The organism is Cyclobacterium sp. SYSU L10401, from assembly GCF_010993705.1.
Taxonomy (GTDB): domain Bacteria; phylum Bacteroidota; class Bacteroidia; order Cytophagales; family Cyclobacteriaceae; genus Cyclobacterium.
Map to the genome: position 1 here is coordinate 271,288 of NZ_WOFO01000005.1, position 21,405 is coordinate 292,692.

14 protein-coding genes are annotated in these 21,405 nt (G+C 43.3%); 9 read left to right on the forward strand and 5 right to left on the reverse strand.

What is annotated here, in order from left to right; genetic code table 11:
• Nucleotides 1-3: 3 nt before the first annotated feature.
• The 6 genes from frr (at nt 4) to GL182_RS14325 (ending at nt 12,512) form a co-directional block, all read left to right on the forward strand.
• On the forward strand, nt 4-564 hold the full coding sequence (frr, locus tag GL182_RS14300) for a ribosome recycling factor (protein WP_163380351.1): 561 nt from the start codon (nt 4-6) through the stop codon (nt 562-564).
• 581 nt (nt 565-1,145) lie between these two features.
• Entirely contained in the window at nt 1,146-4,322 is a 3,177-nt protein-coding gene (locus tag GL182_RS14305; protein WP_163380352.1) for a SusC/RagA family TonB-linked outer membrane protein, read from the forward strand.
• Between the two features lie 22 nt (nt 4,323-4,344).
• Complete coding sequence (locus tag GL182_RS14310; RefSeq protein ID WP_205603665.1) at nt 4,345-6,204, forward strand: RagB/SusD family nutrient uptake outer membrane protein; 1,860 nt, start codon at nt 4,345-4,347, stop codon at nt 6,202-6,204.
• 172 nt (nt 6,205-6,376) lie between these two features.
• Nucleotides 6,377-9,706, forward strand: a complete 3,330-nt coding sequence (locus GL182_RS14315) for a VCBS repeat-containing protein (RefSeq protein ID WP_163380354.1) — start codon at nt 6,377-6,379, stop codon at nt 9,704-9,706.
• Nucleotides 9,707-9,727: 21 nt separating this feature from the next.
• Entirely contained in the window at nt 9,728-11,110 is a 1,383-nt protein-coding gene (locus tag GL182_RS14320; protein WP_163380355.1) for a vanadium-dependent haloperoxidase, read from the forward strand.
• A gap of 19 nt (nt 11,111-11,129) precedes the next feature.
• A complete protein-coding gene (locus tag GL182_RS14325; RefSeq protein ID WP_163380356.1) occupies nt 11,130-12,512 on the forward strand; it encodes a vanadium-dependent haloperoxidase in 1,383 nt (460 codons plus the stop codon).
• Here GL182_RS14325 and nadD read toward each other — a convergent pair whose 3' ends face one another.
• Genes nadD through GL182_RS14345 form a run of 4 tightly spaced genes read right to left on the reverse strand, consistent with a single transcriptional unit; the run spans nt 12,513 to nt 14,550 of the window.
• A complete protein-coding gene (gene nadD, locus GL182_RS14330) occupies nt 12,513-13,079 on the reverse strand; it encodes a nicotinate (nicotinamide) nucleotide adenylyltransferase (protein WP_163380357.1) in 567 nt (188 codons plus the stop codon). It lies immediately after the preceding gene.
• A complete protein-coding gene (gene gmk / locus GL182_RS14335) occupies nt 13,076-13,657 on the reverse strand; it encodes a guanylate kinase (protein ID WP_163380358.1) in 582 nt (193 codons plus the stop codon). Before gmk ends, nadD begins: the two co-directional genes overlap by 4 nt.
• Before the next feature lie 6 nt (nt 13,658-13,663).
• Complete coding sequence (locus tag GL182_RS14340; protein WP_163380359.1) at nt 13,664-13,936, reverse strand: anti-sigma factor; 273 nt, start codon at nt 13,934-13,936, stop codon at nt 13,664-13,666.
• Between the two features lie 23 nt (nt 13,937-13,959).
• A complete protein-coding gene (locus GL182_RS14345; RefSeq protein ID WP_163380361.1) occupies nt 13,960-14,550 on the reverse strand; it encodes a sigma-70 family RNA polymerase sigma factor in 591 nt (196 codons plus the stop codon).
• Nucleotides 14,551-14,665: 115 nt separating this feature from the next.
• Between GL182_RS14345 and GL182_RS14350 the strand changes: the two genes are divergently transcribed.
• Together GL182_RS14350 and GL182_RS14355 are read left to right on the forward strand one after the other, a co-directional pair.
• Nucleotides 14,666-15,535, forward strand: a complete 870-nt coding sequence (locus GL182_RS14350) for a lysophospholipid acyltransferase family protein (protein ID WP_163380362.1) — start codon at nt 14,666-14,668, stop codon at nt 15,533-15,535.
• Nucleotides 15,536-16,256: 721 nt separating this feature from the next.
• The gene (locus GL182_RS14355; protein ID WP_163380363.1) at nt 16,257-17,351 is read left to right on the forward strand and encodes a sensor histidine kinase; all 1,095 of its coding nucleotides are present in this window, start codon (nt 16,257-16,259) and stop codon (nt 17,349-17,351) included.
• Nucleotides 17,352-17,361: 10 nt separating this feature from the next.
• Here the strand turns inward: GL182_RS14355 and GL182_RS14360 are convergent, their stop codons facing one another.
• Nucleotides 17,362-18,750, reverse strand: coding sequence for a sigma-54-dependent transcriptional regulator (locus tag GL182_RS14360; protein ID WP_163380364.1), 1,389 nt, complete (start codon nt 18,748-18,750; stop codon nt 17,362-17,364).
• Nucleotides 18,751-19,129: 379 nt separating this feature from the next.
• Between GL182_RS14360 and GL182_RS14365 the strand changes: the two genes are divergently transcribed.
• Nucleotides 19,130-21,373: an ATP-dependent helicase gene (locus GL182_RS14365; protein ID WP_163380365.1), complete on the forward strand. Its 2,244-nt coding sequence runs from the start codon at nt 19,130-19,132 to the stop codon at nt 21,371-21,373.
• Nucleotides 21,374-21,405 lie beyond the last annotated feature (32 nt).

Here is a 21,405-nt window from a genome sequence, read left to right on the forward strand (position 1 = left end):
CCCATGGAAGAGATCCAATTGTATTTAGAGGAAGCAAAATCATTAATGGAAAAAGCCGTTCAGCACACTACTGCCGAATTGGTAAAAATAAGGGCAGGAAAGGCCATGCCCAATTTTCTAGATGGTGTAATGGTGACCTACTACGGCAATCCGACACCCATTCAGCAAGTGGCCTCCATCACTACTCCCGATGCCCGGACCTTGGCTATCAAACCCTGGGAAAAAAACCTGATCCCTGAAATAGAAAAAGCAATTATCAATTCTGATCTCGGCTTGAATCCCCAAAATAACGGAGAAATGGTCATGCTAACCATTCCCCCATTAACGGAAGAACGAAGGAAAAACCTCGTCAAGCAGGTGAAAAATGAATGCGAAAATGGAAAGATCAGTATCCGGACTGTCAGGAAAGACACCAATGATGCCCTCAAGAAATTACTGAAAGATGGTGCTGCAGAAGATGAGGTAAAAAGAGCTGAGGATACCGTACAAAAATACACAGATACCTATGCCGGAAAAATAGACGATTTGTTTGACAAGAAAGAAGCCGAAATCATGAAAGTGTAAGCGCAGCTGACAGAAAGGAAACTTCAAAAAAAATAAAGAACAGACAGCTAATAGCTGACCATTCTTTTCTGTATTAAACCTTACCCTTCAAAAGTAAGTATTTCTCCTGAATAAAAAAATGGGGGTTTTCTCCGATTAAGATTTTTACAGTTATTGGGCTGGTTTAATTAGTGTTATAAAAACATTTTATAAATGCCGCCTTTGGTCCCGCTATTTTTTAATAACCCCCATTTAAACTACTGGGAATACACATGTGTGATCTTCTCCTTTATTGAAATATATCATCGCAAATTAAGTTGATATTACATGAATTATGATTTTTTTTATTGAATTCTGAAGAAATTCTGAAGAAACCATCTCTTACCTTTCTGTTAAATAATTCGTTTTTTATTAACGATTATTTAGTTTTAAAGGCTTAATTTTACGGTTTTTATTACAAATGAATTGTTTTTTACAAAGACAAATCCGTCTGATATAACCATTTTTAAACACCCTATTGCATATGATAAAAATTACCTTCAAATTTAAAGTGTTATTTTAACAATAACATCAATAATTATTAACCTAATTAATTAAAAAGAATGCAAAACTATTTACCCAAAACAAAATTGTTTTTGTTGGGATTGGCCTTGCTTTTGGCAAGCAGCCTGACATTACATGCGCAGTCCAGGGATGTGACGGGAACAGTCATATCAGCAGAGGACGATTTGCCACTACCGGGAGTTTCTGTATTGGTTAAGGGTACCACGCGTGGTGCAGTTACCGATATAGACGGAAACTACCAGATTACCCTGCAGTCAGGGGACGAGACTTTGGTCTTTTCTTTCGTGGGGTTTGTCAGTCAGGAGGTTGTGGTCGGCAACCAGACTAATATTGATATTACTTTAGGTCCCGACATGCAATCCCTGAACGAAGTCATTGTAGTAGGTTATGGTGAACAGAAAAAGGAAACCATCACCGGATCAGTAGCCACTGTGAAGGGGGGAGACCTTGTTAAATCTCCAGCCATGAACCTGACCAACTCTATCGCCGGAAGGATGTCTGGTGTGATCGCCGTAAACAGAAGCGGTGAGCCTGGATATGATGGAGCAGGTATTCGTATTAGGGGTTCAAATACCTTGGGGAACAACGATGCCCTGATTGTGATTGATGGTATCCCTGCCAGAGCAGGAGGTATTGACCGACTTAATCCCAATGATATCGAAACCATCTCCGTACTGAAAGATGCTTCTGCGGCCATTTATGGTGCACGGGCAGCTAACGGAGTAATACTGGTCACCACCAAAAGAGGTAAAGAAGGCAAGCCGGAGTTGACTTATCAGTTTAACCAGGGTTTTGCTCAACCCACTGTGATTCCTGATCTGGCAGATGCTGCCCAGTATGGAGAAATGCTGAATGACCTGAGTGTATATGAACTTCCTGTTGGAGAGTGGAGAGCAGCTACAGATGCCTACCGCGCCACTGGAACCTACACCCGTCCGGACGGACAGGTAAGAACGGCTCCTTTCAGCCCTGAAGCACTAGACCTTCACAGGGCAGGAACCGATCCCTGGAACTATCCCAATACTGACTGGTACGGAGAAACCTTGAAAACTTGGTCTCCTCAGGTAAGACACAACCTGCAATTGAATGGTGGAGCAGAAAACCTACGGTACATGGCTTCTTTGGGATACCAAAACCAGGATGCCTATTACAAAAACTCTGCAACCGGGTACAAGCAGTATGACATGAGGATCAACCTGGATGCCAAAATCAACGAATATGTTGATTTGCAGCTGGGCGTTTTGGCCCGTCAGGAATACCGCTTTTTCCCAACCAGAGGAGCCGGAGCTATCTTTAGAATGCAAATGAGGGGTAAGCCCCATGAGCCGGCCTTCTGGCCTGATGGCAGACCAGGACCGGATATCGAAAACGGTGAAAATCCGGTAGTAATCACCACTAATGCTACCGGTTATGACAGAGACACCAGAAACTATTTCCAGACCAATGGTGCCTTGAATGTCAAAATACCAGGTGTAGAAGGATTGAAATTTCAGGGAACAGCTGCTATTGATAACCTGAGCAGGTTCCAGAAAAGATGGGAAACCCCCTGGACACTCTATCAAAGAGGTAGCGGATTTGAAGACGACGGAGTCACTCCAGTGCTGGTACCCAGCTTGAGGGGTCCAGCCGAACCAAGGTTAAGACAAACCAACATCAACCAGTTAAACATCTTATTGGGTGGTGTATTTACATACGAAAAACAATTTGGTGACCATCAGTTTACTGCATTGGCAGGTGTGAATCAGGAAACCGTAGAGGGTGACGATTTCTTTGCCTACAGAAGGTTTTTCATCTCTCCTGCCATCGATCAGATGTTTGCCGGGGGTGACGCAGAGAAAGACAATGGCGGCGGTGCCTTTGAAAGAGCACGACTAAACTATTTTGGTAGGGTAGCCTATAACTACCAGGAAAAATACCTATTCGAGTTTCTTTGGAGATTTGATGGTTCCTACATTTTCCCTGAAGCCACCCGATTTGGTTTCTTCCCAGGTGTGATGGCAGGATGGGTAGTTTCAGAAGAAGGTTTCTGGAAAAACAATATTTCAGTCATGGACTTCTTTAAAGTAAGAGGTTCCTGGGGACAAATGGGTAACGACCAGATTTTCTACGACGGATCACTTCAGGAATACCAATTTTTGTCTACTTATGGTTTCCGAAGCCATATTCTGGAAAATACCGAAGCGAAAACCTTGTTTGAAACCAGGGTGCCCAATACAGGCATCACCTGGGAAGTGGCCAACAACTCCAATATTGGGGTAGAGGGTCAGTTGCTACAAGGACAGATTTTCTTTGAACTGGATTATTTTTACAACCTCAGGACCAATATCCTTTGGAGAAAAAATGCATCAGTACCCCAGTCCAGTGGACTTGCCAACCTTCTTCCTGCTGAGAATATAGGCGAGGTAGAAAATCAGGGATTTGACTTTAACATCGGCTACAGGGGACAAAAAGGAGACCTTTCCTACAGCATCAGTGCCAATGGTGGATACGCCAAAAACAAAATCCTTTTCTGGGATGAGCCTCCGGGAGCACCTGACTGGCAGTTGTCTACCGGTAAGCCCATGAACACTCCTAACCCTGTTTACTTGTATGACGGTGTTTTTCCTAATCAGGCCGCCATCGATGCAGAAAACCTGGATTATTCAGACATCACCAACCAGTTACGTCCTGGTGACATGCGTTTCAAAGACTATGACGGCGATGGAGCCATCACCCCTCTGGACAGGGTCAGGTTGGACAGAAACAATATTCCAAGGTTCCAGGGAGGTGTGAACATGAATGCTACCTTCAGAAACTGGGATATGACTGTATTGTTCCAGGGAGCTGCCGGTGCCATTGCACTGGTAAGTTTGGGTGAATCTGGTAACATTGGAAATTACCTGTTGGAATTTTATGAAAACAGGTGGACCATAGATAATGAAAGTAGCGAATACCCCAGAATCGCTAACAGGAGTGACCAATACTTCTCCGGAGGAAATGATTTCTGGTACAGGAGCTCGGATTATCTCCGCCTGAAAAACCTTGAAATTGGTTACACTGTTCCCCAGCAAATTGGAGAAAGATTTGGTATCAGCAACCTGAGATTCTATACCAATGGACTGAACCTGCTGACCTGGGACAAATTGAAAGTGTACGATCCTGAGTCAGACAATGCTACAGGCCAGTATTATCCTCAGGCAAGGGTTATCAACGCCGGTTTGTCCGTAACATTCTAAATCCAAAAAAACATTGAATATGATGAAAAATATAAAATATCTAGGGTTGGGCCTGGCAATCTCTTTTCTCCATTTATCTTGTGATGAAGAGTTTTTGAATACCCAACCTCTTGGAGAAGTATCTGAATCTGCCGTATGGGCAGATGCAGGACTTGCAGAAGCCTTTGTCACCGACCTGTATACAGGATTGGGACAAGGAGGATTCAGCGAACAGGCACTGGCCTCATTGACTGACGAAGCCATCTTTACCCATCCGGGTAGAGATATCACCACGGTAACCGAGGCAAGGTCCAACCCGCAAAGCCCGGGTTGGCTGGATGGCACCAGAAACTGGCCCAATATGTACAACAGCCTGCGGGCTACCAACATTGCCATTTCCAATCTGAGTGATCCTCAATTTCCGAATGACGGTGGAATAGTGGACAGGTTATTGGGCGAAGCATTATTTATGCGCGCCTATTACCACCACCAGCTACTGAGGAATTTTGGTGGAATCCCCATAGCTGACCGGGTTTTTGAACTGGGAGAAGATACTTATGCTATTCCGAGAAATTCCTTTGAAGAGGTAGTGGATTTTATCATTGAGGACCTGGACCGTTCCGCACAATTGCTGGAAGGGCTGAACCTTACCAGAGGCCGGGCCAATGAAATTGCTGCTTTGGCCTTAAAGTCAAGGATACTGATCTATGCAGCATCAGACCTTCACGACATGTCCACTGCTTCTGCTAATTCTGATGTGATCTCGGGTTTCCAAAACAAGGAACTCCTGGGATATACTTCAGGTAGTCAGGCTGACCGCTACCAGAGAGCTGAAGCAGCTGCCAAAGCAGTACTGGACAAAACCAGTGGAAACATGCTTGATCTGACTGAGCCCTTGTCTCAGGAAGAGGCCGTCCAGGTTTACATCAATAATTCCCTTTCCAGAGATGGAGGAGAGAATGAAATGATCTTTGGAAGGTATTTCTTATCCCAAAAACCTGAAACCGGAGGCCGCCACGGACTACACAATGGCCCCAATGGCTATAATAACTGGGCTGGAAATACTCCGGTTCAATTGTTGATCGATGACTACCAAATGATGGATGGTTCTGATTTTGACTGGGACGATGAGGAACATGCCAGTGCTCCCTATGAAGGACGTGAGCCCAGGTTTTATGCAACTTTCCTTTTTGAGGGAGCCCAATGGAAACCCCGCTCCTCTGCCAATCAATCCCGGGATCCCCGGGGTCAAATCCAGACTGGTACGTATGAGGTAGTCAATTCTGAAGGACAGAAAGTAACCCATTTTGGTCTGGATACCAGAAACAGCCCCATTGAAGATTGGAATGGCAGCTACACCGGATATTATATCCGCAAGTTCGTTGAGCCAGATCCTAATTTTGTAGACCAGAATACCTGGCAGGAAATCCCATGGCCTCATATCCGCTTTACCGAAGTGGTATTCAACTATGCTGAAGCCAATATAGCCCTGGGAGATGATGAAGAAGCCAGAACATGGCTGAACAAAATCCGATTCAGGGCAGGATTACCTGCAATTACTGCTTCTGGTGAAGAATTGTGGGATATTTTCATCAATGAAAAACGAAAAGAAATGGTGCATGAAGAGCAACGATACTACGATGCCAGAAGATGGATGATTGCCCCCGAAACATTGGGCAGGCAGCCAAATGGGATCAGTATTGTCGGTACTCTGAAGCCCGGACAGGAAGTGGAGATTTACAGGTACGATACAGACTTATATGATTATTCCTATGAGGTTATTGAGATCGACCCTGGAAAAGAAAACAGGCTCTGGCTGGATAAAATGTACTGGATGCCCATCAATTTCGATGAAATGCAACGAAACGAAAATCTGGTTCAGAATCCAGGATATTCAGACTAATCAAAGAATTTTAATATCAAACAAGGGGACGGTCATTGGGCCGTCCCTTTTTTTTGGTCCTTCTTCACACCTGCGATTACCTGCCTGGATGTTTCCAATGAGCTCCCGACTGATTACCTGCTGATAAGCTGCTCAATTCTTCCTATATTTGCAGGAATATCACTTCATCCCTATGTTCAATTTTCCGCTTCGTAAAGTACAGTTAATTTTTCTGGTCCTCATTGCCTCTGCCCAGCAATCTTGCCAACAGGAGAGTAATAAAGAACCTGAAATCAAGCAATTTACCCTATTGTCTGCTGAAAGGACAGGTGTAGCCTTCGAAAACACCCTTACCGAGGGATTGAATACCAATATACTGATGTATGAATATTTTTACAATGGCGGAGGAGTAGCCGTTGGAGACCTGAACGGTGACGGATTAGATGACCTTTACTTTTCAGGAAACATGGTCGCCAATAAACTATACCTCAACCGGGGCAATATGGAATTTGAGGACATTACCCAAATTGCCGGTGTAGCCACCAGGTCCAGTCCCTGGAAAACGGGGGTAAGCATGGCCGATGTCAATGGAGACGGGCTATTGGATATTTACGTTTGTTATTCAGGAAGCCTGCCGCCGGAAAAAAGGAAAAACGAGCTTTATATCAACCAGGGTAATAACGAACAAGGCATTCCTCTGTTTACTGAAATGGCGTCGCAATATGGCATTGACAGTGAAGCTACCAGTACACAGGCCAGCTTCTTTGATTTTGACAATGATGGGGACTTGGACCTTTTTCTCCTCAATCACAATCCAAAATCCCTCCCGGTCCTGGATGAATCCAGTACGGCAGCCATCATGAAAAATACAGATCAGGCCGGACCTCAACTTTTCAGGAATGATGGGGAGGTTTTTACAGAGGTAACGGAGGAAGCCGGAATCCTCCGGGTCGCCCTTTCCTATGGGCTTGGTGCCGGAATCTCAGATATCAATGGGGACGGGTGGATGGACATCTACATTTGCAATGATTATACGGTACCTGACTACCTGTACCTCAATAATGGGGATGGTACATTTACAGATGTGATTGCTGATGCCATGGGGCATACATCCCATTTTTCCATGGGTAATGATATTGCCGATATCAACAATGATGGCTATCCTGATATCTTTACACTGGACATGCTGCCAGAAGGCAATAAAAGGCAAAAGTTGCTGATGGCCCCTGATAATTATGAGAAATTCGAATTTAACCTGAATGTAGGTTTCCATCACCAGTACATGCGGAACATGCTACACCTCAATCACGGTAATGGGACTTTTAGTGAAGTGGGCCAACTGGCAGGCATCTCCAATACCGATTGGAGTTGGGCGGCCCTATTTGCGGATTTTGACAATGACGGTTTAAAAGACCTGTACATTACCAATGGGTATTTCAGGGATTATACCAACCAGGATTTTTTAAAGTACATGGCTGACTACCTGAAAAATAATGAAAACGGACTAAGAAGAGAAAACATCCTGGAACTTGTCTACCAAATGCCATCCTCCAACCTGGTGAATTATATTTTTCAAAATTCCGATGGCTTGACTTTCGAAAAGAAAACGGATCACTGGGGGATGAACCATCAGGCCAATAGTAATGGAGCGGCCTATGCAGACCTGGACAATGATGGGGACCTGGATCTGATCGTCAATAACATCAATCTCCCCGCTTTTATTTATCAAAACAATGCCGATTCTCTTTCAGGCAATCATTTTTTGAAAATAAAATTAAAAGGAAATACCGCCAATACCCATGGCATCGGAGCAAAAGTGACCCTTTATCAGCAAGGTAAAATGCAATCCCTTCAGCAAATGCCCGCCAGAGGCTATCAATCCAGTGTTTCACCGGTACTCCATTTTGGCCTCGGGGATGACAGCCAGATTGATTCCCTTCAGGTGATTTGGCCCGGAGGCGCACAGCAAAAATTGCAACAGGTTGAAAACAACCAAACATTGGTGCTTTCTCAGGAAAATGCTTCCAACCAACCATTATACAGCCCTGAAATCAAACCATTGATGACTGAGGCCCCCTCTCCTATCCCCCATGAATCACCTCAAAACACCACCAATGATTTCAAAAGGCAGCCACTGATGGTCAATCCCATTTCCTTTTCCGGACCTGTGATGTTAGAAGGAGATGTAAACGGAGATGGCTTGCCGGATCTTTTTGTCGGTGGCGCACAAGGTCAAGCCGGTAGTTTGTACCTGCAGCAGTCTGGAGGGCAATATATCAAAAAGCCGATCCCCGATTTAGAAGCAGACCGTGACTTCCAGGATACGGATGCCTTGTTTGATGACTTCAACGGTGATGGATACCCAGATTTATATGTAGCCAGCGGTGGTTATGGAGATTTTCTTCCCGAAGATCCCCTCTTGCAGGACAGGCTCTACTTCAACGATGGCCAGGGTAATTTTACCCGGAAGATAGACGCACTACCTCAAATGCTTACCAGTACAGGTGCCATAGCTTCACAGGACATCAACAATGATGGGCTTCCAGACTTGTTTATTGGAGGACGCATCATACCGGGAAGGTATCCTGAAATGCCCAAAAGCTACCTGCTGATCAATGATGGGAGTGGGAAATTGGCAGACCGAACAGCAAGCTGGAATCCCGATCTGGCCTCCCTGGGTTTGGTAACCGATGCGACCTGGGCAGATCTCAATGGAAATGGTACAGCGGAGCTGATAGTGACTGGAGAATGGATGCCGATAACCGTATTTGAACTATCCGGCCAAAAGCTGGTCGACAATAGTTCCAAATATTTTGAAGAGCCTTACCATGGCTGGTGGAATACCCTTCACATTGCAGATGTGAATGGGGACAATTTGCCGGATTTAATTGTTGGTAATCACGGTTTAAACAGCCAGGTAAAAGCAAGCAAAGAAGCGCCTGCTGAAATGCATTATAAGGATTTTGACAACAACGGAGCCATCGACCCTATACTGAGTTTTTATATTGAAGGTGTTTCTTACCCTTATTTGACCAGAGATGAGCTGTTGGATCAAATATCTATGATGAGAAACCGTTTTAATGATTATGCTGGTTTTGCAGAAGCCAGGTTAGAAAATATTTTTTCCGATAAAGAGCTGGAAGGGGCAGGTTACCTAAAAGCAGATATGCTGGAAACGAGTCTTTTTATCAACAAAAAAGATCAGGTATTTGAACGAATGTCCTTGCCCATAGAAGCTCAGGCATCACCGGTTTTTGCCATTGAAAGCTTAGACCTCAATGCAGACGGGCATGTGGATTTGATTGTTGGCGGGAACATTGAAAGGGCCAGATTACGTTTTGGTAAATACGATGCCAATTTCGGTACCTTACTCCTGGGAGATGGAACAGGTGCTTTTTCCTATGTCCCGCAGAAGGCATCCGGATTAAAGGTAAAAGGCGATGTAAGGAGCATCATCCACCTGGAAAACAAAGTTTTGTTTGGCATCAATCAGGGAAAAATACAAGCTTACGGCTTGCAATGAATGGAATCTTACTTAAATGAAATGAAATTGATACCTATAAGGCAAACTATATCAGCCGGTCTGTTACCTTCGGTTTTGGCCCTGGTGTTTCTGGTTTCCTGCCAGGCTCCTTCAGAAAAAAAACCAATAGGGGCTGAAACCATAGGCTGGATCACAGAAAAGATGACCGACCTGATGGTCCATGACATCACCAATCCTCCATTGGCTGCCAGATTTTATGCCTATGCCTGCTTATCCGGATATGAGGTAATCGCTTTGGAAAATGAGGATTATCCTTCCTTTTCAGGATTTGTCAATAACTTTTCCCCTATTGAGGCACCCAATGAAAAAAGTCCTTCTTACCCTTTAAGTGCGGCCTTTGCCATGATTCATACCGCTGCAAGTATGCAACCTTCAGGAATGGAAATGAAGGACTTTAAACTGGCTTTGATGGATTCTGCTGAAGCACGGGGATATTCGGATGAAGAAATCAACGCTGCAGCAGCTCTTGGTGAGGGTATCAGCGAACAAATCCTCGCTTACGCCCAGGCAGACAAATACCGGGAAATAAGCAACTTCCCCCGATATCAGGCCTCTTCAGAAGAGGGAAAATGGTACCCAACTCCGCCCGGGTACTTTGCTCCTGTAGAGCCCTATTTCAACACCATCAGGCCTTTTCTGCTCCAATCATCAGATCAGTTTAAACCTTTACCGCCAGAGCCATTTTCTACAGATCCCCAGTCCCCCTTCTTTAATTTAATGGAAGAGGTTTACCAATTGGAAATGAATAAAGAACAAAGGGAAATAGCTGCCTTTTGGGATTGCAATCCCTTTGCGCTGGAAGAAACAGGGCACCTGATGGTAGGAATCAAGCAAATCTCCCCGGGAGGGCATTGGATGGGCATCACCGATATTGCCTGCCAAAAGGCCAACCTTGATTTTGAAGAATCCATGAAAATCAATACTTTGGTGGCTGTAGGTCTTATGGATGGGTTTATCAGTTGCTGGGACGAAAAATACAGAAGTGATCGGATCAGGCCAGAAACGGCAATACGGAAATACCTGGACCCAAATTATCAGCCCATGTTGCAAACTCCGCCTTTTCCGGAGTACCTGAGTGGACACTCCACCATATCCACTGCATCTGCGGTTATTCTCAGTCATTTCTTCGGAAATGATTTCGCCTACACCGATACAGTCGAAGAAAAATATGGCCTGGGCACCCGGGATTTCGATTCCTTCCTGCAAGCCTCCGAGGAAGCAAGTATTTCCAGGCTCTACGGCGGCATTCACTTTATGGATGCCATTACCAGAGGTCAGGACCAGGGAAAAAGGGTCGCCGATTGGATACTCAAGCAATATGAGCAGCACCTGGTAAGTTCCGGAAAGCGTCTAACTGAAAATCAAAGCGAGCCAATCCAATAGTTTTACAAAAACTACAATAATGAATATCCATTCCAAAAAACATCGGTTCAGGATCCCTTTCATACCCTTATTACTACTGCTTTTCATTTCATCCTGCAAAGAAAATGAAGCTTACAAGGGCTTGCTGAAAGAACACTATTTTTTAGTGGATGCCAATGAAGCTTTAACGGAAGTCATTGTGCACGATATTTTTTCTCCGCCGGTGGCCAGTAGAATTTATGCCTACCCTGCCATTGCCGCTTATGAGGTGGCAGTATTGGCAGCGCCTGATCAATTGAACTCCCTTATGGGGCAGTTAAATGATTCAGAACCTCTTTCTGTGACCATTGACGACAAAGAGAAAGTTAATTTTCATTTATCTGCGCTGGCCGCCTACTACAAGGTAGCCACCAAAATGATTTTTTCAGAACAGGATATGGAGACCTCTAAAGCGGCCGCTTTTGAGAAAATCAAAAAAGCAGGAATGCCGCAAGCCAATTTTGATGCTTCTGTAAATTTAGGAGAGAAAGTAGCCGATGAAATTTTGGCCTATGCTTCCCGGGACAATTACCATCAGAGCAGGTCCTTTGAAAAATACACCATCAATAATGATCCGGGATCGTGGAAACCCACTCCTCCGGCTTATATAGAGGGGATAGAACCCCATTGGAATAAGATCAGAACCTTTTTCCTGGATTCAGCCGACCAATTTATTCCACCTCCACCTCCACCCTTTGACACCATCCCGGAAAGCAGGTTCTATCAGGATGCCAGGGAGGTCATGGATGCAGGGAATCAGATGACTGAAGAGCAGGAAGAGATTGCCTTTTTCTGGGACTGCAATCCCTATAAAATGAATGTAAAGGGGCATGTGATGTATGCAGAAAAGAAAATCACTCCAGGTGGACACTGGATGGGCATTGCAGGTATTGCCTCCAAGGCCGATAGTCTGGATTGGAAACAAACGGCTGAAACCATGGCCGTAACTTCCATTTATCTTTTCGATGCGTTTATTTCCTGCTGGGATGAAAAATACAGAAGTGTTTTGATCCGACCAGAAACTTATATCAACCAATACATGGATCAGGATTGGCTACCCCTGCTTCAAACGCCTCCTTTTCCGGAATACACCAGTGGTCATAGCGTAATCTCCACTGCAGCATCCATTGCTTTAACCGGGCTTCTTGGTGAGCCCTTCCCTATTGTGGATTCTACCGAAGTGAAATATGGCTTAGGCATCAGGGAATTTGACTCTTTTAGGGAAGCAGCGGAAGAAGCAGCCATCAGCCGGTTTTATGGGGGAATTCACTACCTCCCTGCAATTGAATATGGGGTTGACCAGGGAAAGGCGGTGGCAGCCCGGATCAATTCAAAACTACGTACCCGGAAGGATAACCCGATAAATACGGCACTCAGGGACTGACTAGAGAAAAAATTTCTTGTCCCTGATATAATCCAATACATGGGGGTGGAGCAGGTACCTGACCGAGCCACCTCTTTTTAAAGTCTTTCGGATAAATGTGGCCGATATATCCAGCAAAGGAGCTTCAACGTAGCGAACACGCTCATGGTCTATTGTTTTGTTTTTGCCAGGTCTGGGATAAACATAGAGCCCATAGTGATTCAAAATCTCCTGACTGTTTTTCCATTTGTGAAAATGGGTCAGGTTGTCCCCTCCAAGTATCAGGTAAAATTCATTCTCCGGATGCTTTTCTGAGAGATAGGTCAGGGTATCTATGGTATAACTGGGCCTGGGCATATGAAACTCCACATCCTTTACCCTGAATTTAAAATGATCTGCTGTGGCTAACTCCACCATCTTCAGCCTGTCAAATTCATGCAGAAGAGATCTGCTGGTCTTGAGGGGGTTTTGTGGGGAAACTATAAACCAAACTTCTTCCAGGTCTGTCTGGTCCTGCAGGGTGTCTGCAATGATCAGGTGTCCCACATGAATGGGATTAAAGGAGCCGAAAAATAAACCTACTTTCAACGCTGATTATCTTCAATAAAATTTCTGACAAGATCTTCTGCATTTTTAAAGGAGACATCCAGATCCTGATTGACTAAAGTCACATCAAATTGGCTTTCAAATCCCATTTCAAATTTGGCTTTATAAATTCTCCTCGAAAGACTTTCTTCGGAATCAGTACCCCTATCGCGTAGCCTTTGAGCAAGGTCTTCCATGGAGGGTACTTTTACAAAAACAGCGAGGGCTTTCTCACCAAAATACTTTTTAAGGTTCAGCCCGCCTTTGACGTCCACATCAAAAATCACATGCTTGCCCTGATCCCAGATCCTTTGTATTTCTTCTTTTAATGTCCCGTAAAAGTTGCCCTCATAAACTTCTTCCCATTCAATAAAGGCATTTTGATTTATTTTTTTTCGAAATTCTTCGGGGCTGAGGAAATAGTAATCCTTACCGTCTTCTTCCTCTCTGCCCCTTTTATCCCGTGTGCAGGCAGATATGGAGAACCCCAATTGTGGCATTTGCTGAAGCAGGTGCTTCACGATAGTAGTTTTGCCCGAACCGGAAGGGGCAGAAAAAATAATGGCTTTGCCTTGAAACATAAAAATCTATTTGATTTCCTGAATTTTTTGTCGGATACTGTCCTTCAATTCAGCCGGCACCATATGCTTGGTGCATTTACTTTTCAAAACTTCCCGAATCACTTTTTCGAGGTGATAGTGTTCAAAACAAGGTTGGCATTTGGCCAGCTTTTCATCTAGAACCTCCTTAGAACCGGAGGATTCTTCCCCATCCAGTATGCTTTCCAACAGTTCGAAACATTTACTTTCGTCGCTACAGTTCAATTTTCTCTTGCTGGATGTGTTTAGATCTTTGTCCATTTCAAGTTATTTCTATTCAAATATTAATCTTCTTCTGTATCATAGCCCATGTTTTCGGCGTAAGAACGAAGTTTGTCCTTCAAAAGGTTCCGGGCCCGGTGAAGCCTGGAACGAACCGTGCCAATTGGAATATCGAGAATTTTGGCCATTTCTTCATAAGTGAAACCTTCCAGGTCACAAAGAATAATTACCGTCCTGAAATCAACCGCCAAACTGTTAAGGGCATTGGAGATCTCATCACCCAACATGTCTTTGACCGCATCCACCCTCAAATCAGAGGTCATATTATAATCAACATTATCAGAGTTATAATAAGTTTCAACTTCCTGATAATCTACCTTGGATGGTTGCTTGCTTTTTTTCCGATACTCATTGATAAAGCTGTTTTTCAATATCCTGAAAAGCCAGGCCTTTGCGTTGGTGCCTTTCTCAAAAGAATTGATAAAACGGTAGGCTTTCAGGTAAGTATCCTGCACCAGATCTTTGGCATCATCTTCATCAAATGTCAACCTGAATGCAAAATTGTACATGGAGTCAATATGAGGCAAGAACTCATGATCAAAAATGCTGTTTTTCTCTTTATCTGAATATTTTTTTCGCTGTACTTCGGACATAGGGCTTAAAATTACAAATTGGCTTTATTTATAACTAATTTTCGCCAAGAAAGTCATCATTATTTCATTATTTTGCTTTTATTTTCTGGTACCCAATAATGCGGCTGACAAACACATGATCCTTGTACGTCTGATTTCCAAACTTCCCCTGCATGTGTTATATATTTTTTCAGACTTCTTATACCTGCTTGCCTATTACCTGATCGGCTACAGGAAAAAAGTCGTTCAGGACAACCTAAAACATGCCTTTCCTGAAAAAAGCCATGCAGAAAGAAGGGAAATTGAAAAGAAATTTTATCGCAACTTTACCGATTCCCTCGCAGAAACCATCAAATTGCTTACCATGGACGAAAACGAAATGAGCAAAAGGTTTCTTACAAAAAATCCCGCCCTGATTTTTGACCTGGTGGATAAAGGTGAAATCGTTATTGGCATGTGTGGGCATTTTTTCAATTGGGAAGGACATCTTTTAACGGTTTCTTCCAAGGTGCAGGAAAAATGCGAAACCATCTATACCAGAATCAACCAACCTTTCTTTGAAAAACTGATGCAAACCATCCGGGGAAGAATGGGAGCCAAAATTACTGAAAAAAAATCCTTTCAACGGAATTTCCTGAAAAACAGAAAAATCCCCAGATTAATCGTTCTGGCCGCCGATCAAAGGCCCAATCTCCTGGACATCAGGTACCGGACATCCTTCATGAACCGCCAAACAGCATTTTTTGAGGGAGGAGAAAAACTTGCCAAAAGATTTAATTTAACGGTTATTTATGCTTTTACCAGTAAACCAAAAAGAGGCCATTACGAATTTGAATACCGCATGCTGGCAGCTCCCCCCTATACAAGCCATGAGCCGCATTCCATTACTGAAAAATTTATAAGTCTGCTAGCGGATAATATCAGGGAACATCCCGACTTGTACCTTTGGTCTCATAACCGGTGGAAAAATCAAACCAACCCAACAACAGAGGCCTCCCAACCCTAAAGCCGGCCATGGCCAAACCGGATTAGGTATTAGGTTCCGTTATGAAGCCTGAAAATGCAAGAAAATCAGGCAGTTTGGAAACTAGCCCCGCTAGGATGAAGTTGAAAACTACAACGATTGACTGGTTTTGAAGTAATTTCAGTCTGCAATAGAATTCCTAATGCATATTTCGGGTTTAACCTGCGTACATCCGAAAGAGCTTCTTCAGGAACCAAAAAATCCACCTGAATCTGGTAAATCCGGGCAGATAAGCCCGAGAAAACTCCACCCCGCCTGAACTACCCTATCTGCTTGACTTTAGGTGATCTTTTCATGTCTTTTTGACCTGGGCTCATCTTGCTTCTCAGGTCTTTGGCTGGAAGTCCTTCCGGTAGGTTATCCGCATGACAAAATTCAATTTTTTTTTGACCTTGACTTTTTCCATAAAAACCCCTTTTAATTTTAGATTACCAATCCTGTTGTGGGCATTGGCAATAGCCAATTCTCCTAAAAAAATCAGGCCAGGAAAATCTTGTGCTCTAAAAAAATAACAGCATGGTGTAGTTGGAACCAGAAAAGAATAAAATATTACATTGTATTTATTTTTTGAAATAATATTTGATAAGATTCCTATTAAAAGTATTTAAAATTTATTTTTTGAAATGAAATGAGAAGCTTAAATCATGCACATAGGTTTCCTTGGGGTATTTTTTACCCAAGCAGGACGAAAATTGCACGATTTATGATTTGCTATACCCATAACCAACTTTATTTTGAAATGCTAAAGCATGAATTGTACAAAGATGCCTTCCTCAAATCGCATCAAATTTTAATTCTGGCTGATTGCAATTACAGGATTCTGGATGCCAATGAAACTGCTCTCCGGCAATTGGGATATACCCTTGATGATTTCTGTAACATGCATGTTCCCGACTTGTTCTTTCACGAGGATCAGGGGGAAAAATTCACCCGTGAAATTTGCATTAAGGATAATGTCATCAATTGGGAGTATCTATTGAAAACCAAAGAGTTAAATCCAATTACTGTCTTACTCAATGGAGACAAAATAAGTGATAGCGAGGATATCTATTTACTTAGTGCCCAAAACATGGGTGAAATAAGAAAAGAAACAACAGCCTCCATCAGGAAAAATGAACTTACGGCGACCAAATCCATGACTCAGCTCATCGTTCATGAAATAAAAAACCTATCCAATGGCATAGGCCTGGCGGTAAATGAACTTAAAGGTGGCCTGGATAAAGTTCCAGCCTACCTCTCTGAAAGCATTGATTACATAGAAGAAAACAACCTACGCCTGAGTAAAGTAATCAAATCTTTGCTGGAATTTGACAAAGGTTTCGACCTGAAGTTTGATTCATTGAATATCAATGAATTAATTCAGGAGGTAATCGAAGTCAACCGCAGTAAATTTAAACTCATGGGGATCCAGCTTAAAGTGAATTTGGCTACGAAGGATTTTTTATATCCCATCGACCGGGATAAATTGTTGATGGCACTTAATAATATCATCAACAATGCCATTGAATCCATACAAGACAGTGATGGAATCATCAGCATCAGTTCCAAATCAGCCAATCAGAAATCCATTGTGCGCATCGCAGATAATGGAATAGGAATGAGTGAAGATGAGTGCAGCAAGCTCTTCAAACCCTTTTATACCACCAAACCCAAGGGAAATGGTGTGGGTCTATACACGGCAAGGGAAATCCTTCTGGGTCACCAGATTGGCTTTCATCTTGAAAGTGAACAAAAAACGGGGAGTACTTTCACCTTATTTTTTGACCAAAAAAATCTGGAGTTGTCTGCACAAACGTAAAGGCACACATTTATGCCTTTTCTTCAAACCTTTTCAATTTTTGATACAGGGTCTTTCGGTCAATATTGAGCAGTTCAGCAGCTTTGGTTTTGTTAAACCCCACGTCAAACAACACCTTCCGGATATGCTTTGCCTCGGCCAGATGGGCCTGGGCTTTAAGATCCAGGGTGGGAAGTTGCTCCTCCCCTTGCAGGCCAATGGGAGGCTTGCTATCAGATAAAATATCCTGATCAAAAATTTGAAGTGCTGCCGGAAGGGCAGCACTGGAAATACTACCTCCATCTTCTGTCAACAAACATGCCCTGCGCAAAGTGTTTTTGAGTTCTCTGATATTTCCTGGCCAGTTGTAATTTTTAAACAGGCAGTTTACTTCTTCATCAATTCCACTAAAGGATTTATCCAGCTCTGAGCCTGTTTTTTCCATAAATTGACTCACCAATAGGGCCAGGTCCCCGGGTCTTTGTCTCAAAGGAGGTACTTTGAGGTTGAATTCATTGATCCTGTAATAAAGATCTTCTCTGAAAAGTCCCTCTTTTACTTTGTCGATAAGGTTTTCATTGGTGGCAACGATTATCCTGACATCTATTTCCTTTAACCTGACACTCCCCAGCTTCCTAACCTTCCGCTCCTGAATGGCCCGGAGCAGCATCACCTGAATGTCCGGGGAAAGGTTGGCAATTTCGTCGAGAAAAATGGTACCCCCTTCTGCCAATTCAAAGGCCCCTGTTTTATCTGAAATTGCACCGGTAAAGGCACCTTTTTCATGCCCGAAAAGTTCGCTTGCCCCTATCTCCCTGGAAAGGCTTCCGCAATCTATTGGGATAAAAGGACCTTTACTTCGTTTGCTGTTTTGGTGTAATAATTTGGCAATGGACTCCTTTCCAGTACCGGTTTCACCTTCAATTACAACCGAATAATCGGTAGGACCAACGAGTGAGAGTGATTTCATCAGCTCCTTTGACGTTTCGTCCTCTCCCATGATCAAATCCGGCTCCCGGGAAACAGGCTGATCATTATCAGGATAGTCCCTTCCCTTTGCTTTAGAACTCAGTGCCAAATTGATGGTATCCAGGAGTTCATCAGGTCGGAGGGGCTTTTCCAGGTATTGGTAGACTCCTTTCTTTACCAGGTCAATGGCAACCTGCAGGTTTACATATCCTGTAATAAAAATAACCACCACATCAGGGCTTATTTTTTTGATCTCAGGATAGATGGTGCTTCCATCAAAATCTCCCAGGCGATAATCACAAAGTACCACATCGAAATGCTGCTTCCGGATTCTTTGAAGCCCCTGCTTACCACTGATCGTTGCTTCTGTATCAAAACCTTTTTTTTCTAAATAAGCCGAAAGCAATTTGCAAACAGAAATTTCATCATCAATGATCAGGACTTTATACATGGTGTAACTGGTGTAGGTTTTAATGATAAATAGCCAAAGTGTTTGAGATGATCCGAGCTTAAAAATTACTCATTTCTTTTACAGGCAACTTATGAAACAATAGCCCGGAAGAGCCAAAAATACTTTAACTATAATAATCACAAATTTAAATATTTACTTATAATTTTCACAATATTTTTTCTACCAAATGATCAAAACATGGTTTAAAAGGAAATAAACTATATTTATTAAGCAAGAAAATGGACAAGACATTTAATTTTAAGTTGGATATGGGATTTTTGACATTTCAAAGCTGTTGCAGGATTAGGTAAAAAAGAAATGGTACCTTTGAAATTCCTAATGACCAATCCCACGGGAAATAGAAAATTGAATGACGATTATGGATTACCTAGCAAACCTGAATCCCCCACAAAAAGCAGCAGTAGAAAGAACAGAAGGGCCGGTCATGATCATTGCCGGTGCCGGTTCGGGTAAAACCAGGGTGTTGACCATCCGGATCGCCCACCTGATCCATGCCAGGCAGGTGGATCCCTTTCAGATTCTTTCCCTGACTTTTACCAATAAAGCGGCCAATGAAATGAAGCAACGCATTGAAAGGCTTATTGGACTGGAAGCCAGGAATACCTGGATGGGGACATTTCATTCGGTTTTTGCAAAAATACTTCGGGTGGAAGCCCATAAGCTGGGCTATCCAGGAAATTTCACCATTTATGATGCCGACGACAGTAAATCCCTTATTCGCTCCATCGTCAAGGAAATGCGACTCGATGACAAGGTTTACAAGGCCAATACGGTGCTGTCCAGAATTTCGGGAGCCAAGAATCGCCTGATCTCCTGGGAAACCTATATCAACGACCCCTTCATTCTTGCTGACGACGAAGCTGCCATGAAACCTAAGGTGGGGGAAATCTATAAAAATTACCAAAAAAGGCTTTTTCGATCATCTGCCATGGATTTTGATGATCTCCTTTTCAATACCAATGTGCTTTTCAGGGATCATCCTGATGTCCTGAATAAGTACCAGCAACGCTTCCGATATGTGATGGTGGATGAATTTCAGGATACCAATCTTTCCCAATACCTGATCACCAAAAAACTGGCTGCTGTGCACCAAAATATTTGTGTGGTGGGTGATGATGCCCAATCCATTTATGCCTTTCGGGGTGCAGATATTCAAAATATATTAAATTTTGAAAAAGATTATCCGGACCTTTTTGTGGTCAAACTGGAGCAAAACTACCGTTCCACCAAAAATATTGTAGAGACAGCCAATTCCATCATTGCCAAAAATAAGTCCCAACTGAAAAAAAACGTGTGGACCCAAAACGAAAACGGGGACCTGATCGAACTGATGAAAGCCTCATCAGACAATGAGGAGGGGAGAATGGTGGCCACCACCATATTTGAAGAAAAAAACAACAAAAAGCTTAATAACAGTGATTTTGCCATCCTGTACAGAACCAATTCCCAATCCAGATCCATGGAGGAAGCCCTTAGGAAATTGGGAATTGCCTACAGAATCATCGGAGGCCTCTCCTTTTACCAGAGAAGGGAAATCAAAGACCTGATGGGCTACTTCAGGTATGTGGTCAACCAGGAGGACGAAGAGGCTTTTAAACGCATCATCAATTATCCCAAAAGGGGAATTGGCAATACGAGTGTTGAAAAAATGATGGTGGCCGCTTATGAGCATGACATACCCTTGTGGGAAGTCATTACCAACAGCAAAAGCTTCCTGCCAGGCCGGGCTGCCAATGCCGTAGAAGACTTTTGTACGACTATCAGAAGTTTTAAAATAGAAACAGAAAGAAAAGATGCCTTTGAGGCCGCTACAAGCATCGCCAAACAATCCGGTCTGCTGAGGGAGTTGTACGAAGACAAAACCATAGAAGGGTTAAACCGCTATGAAAACGTACAGGAGCTGCTGAATGCCATCAAGGAATATGTAGACAATCCGGAGAATGAGGATAAATCATTGGGTGCTTTTTTGCAGGAAATCGCTTTGCTTACCGATGAAGACCAAAATAAGGACAACCAGGACACCGTGACCCTGATGACCATCCACTCCTCCAAGGGGCTGGAGTTTAAATATGTATTCGTAGTAGGCATGGAAGAAGATCTTTTTCCTTCTCAGATGATGATGCAGAGCAGGGAGGACCTGGAAGAAGAAAGGAGACTCTTTTATGTGGCTTCTACCCGCGCCATGGACAAGCTTTACCTGAGCTATGCCCTGACCCGTTACAGGTACGGCAGGTTATTGAATTGTGAGCCCAGCAGATTTTTGGAAGAAATTGATCCTTCATTTATTAAGGTGAACAAAAAACTGAGCTCCCAGCTGTCCGGCAGTTTCAGGGAAAGCGAAGGGAGCCGGGGTTTTGTGGGTATCAAAAAACCTGCTGTCAGGAACACTACTGCCAGGGTACACAGCCCAAGCCCGGACTTCAAACCATCCAATACCAATCATTTAGCAGCAGGTAATAAAGTAGAACATCCCAAATTCGGGTTTGGAAAAGTAACATCCATAGAGACCGAAGGTGTTAACAGAAAAGCACATATTCACTTCGACCATTTTGGAGATAAAACATTATTACTTAGCTTTGCAAAGCTTCGCATAGTAGATTAAATATTTTGATTGCGGATACCCAAAACATTTGA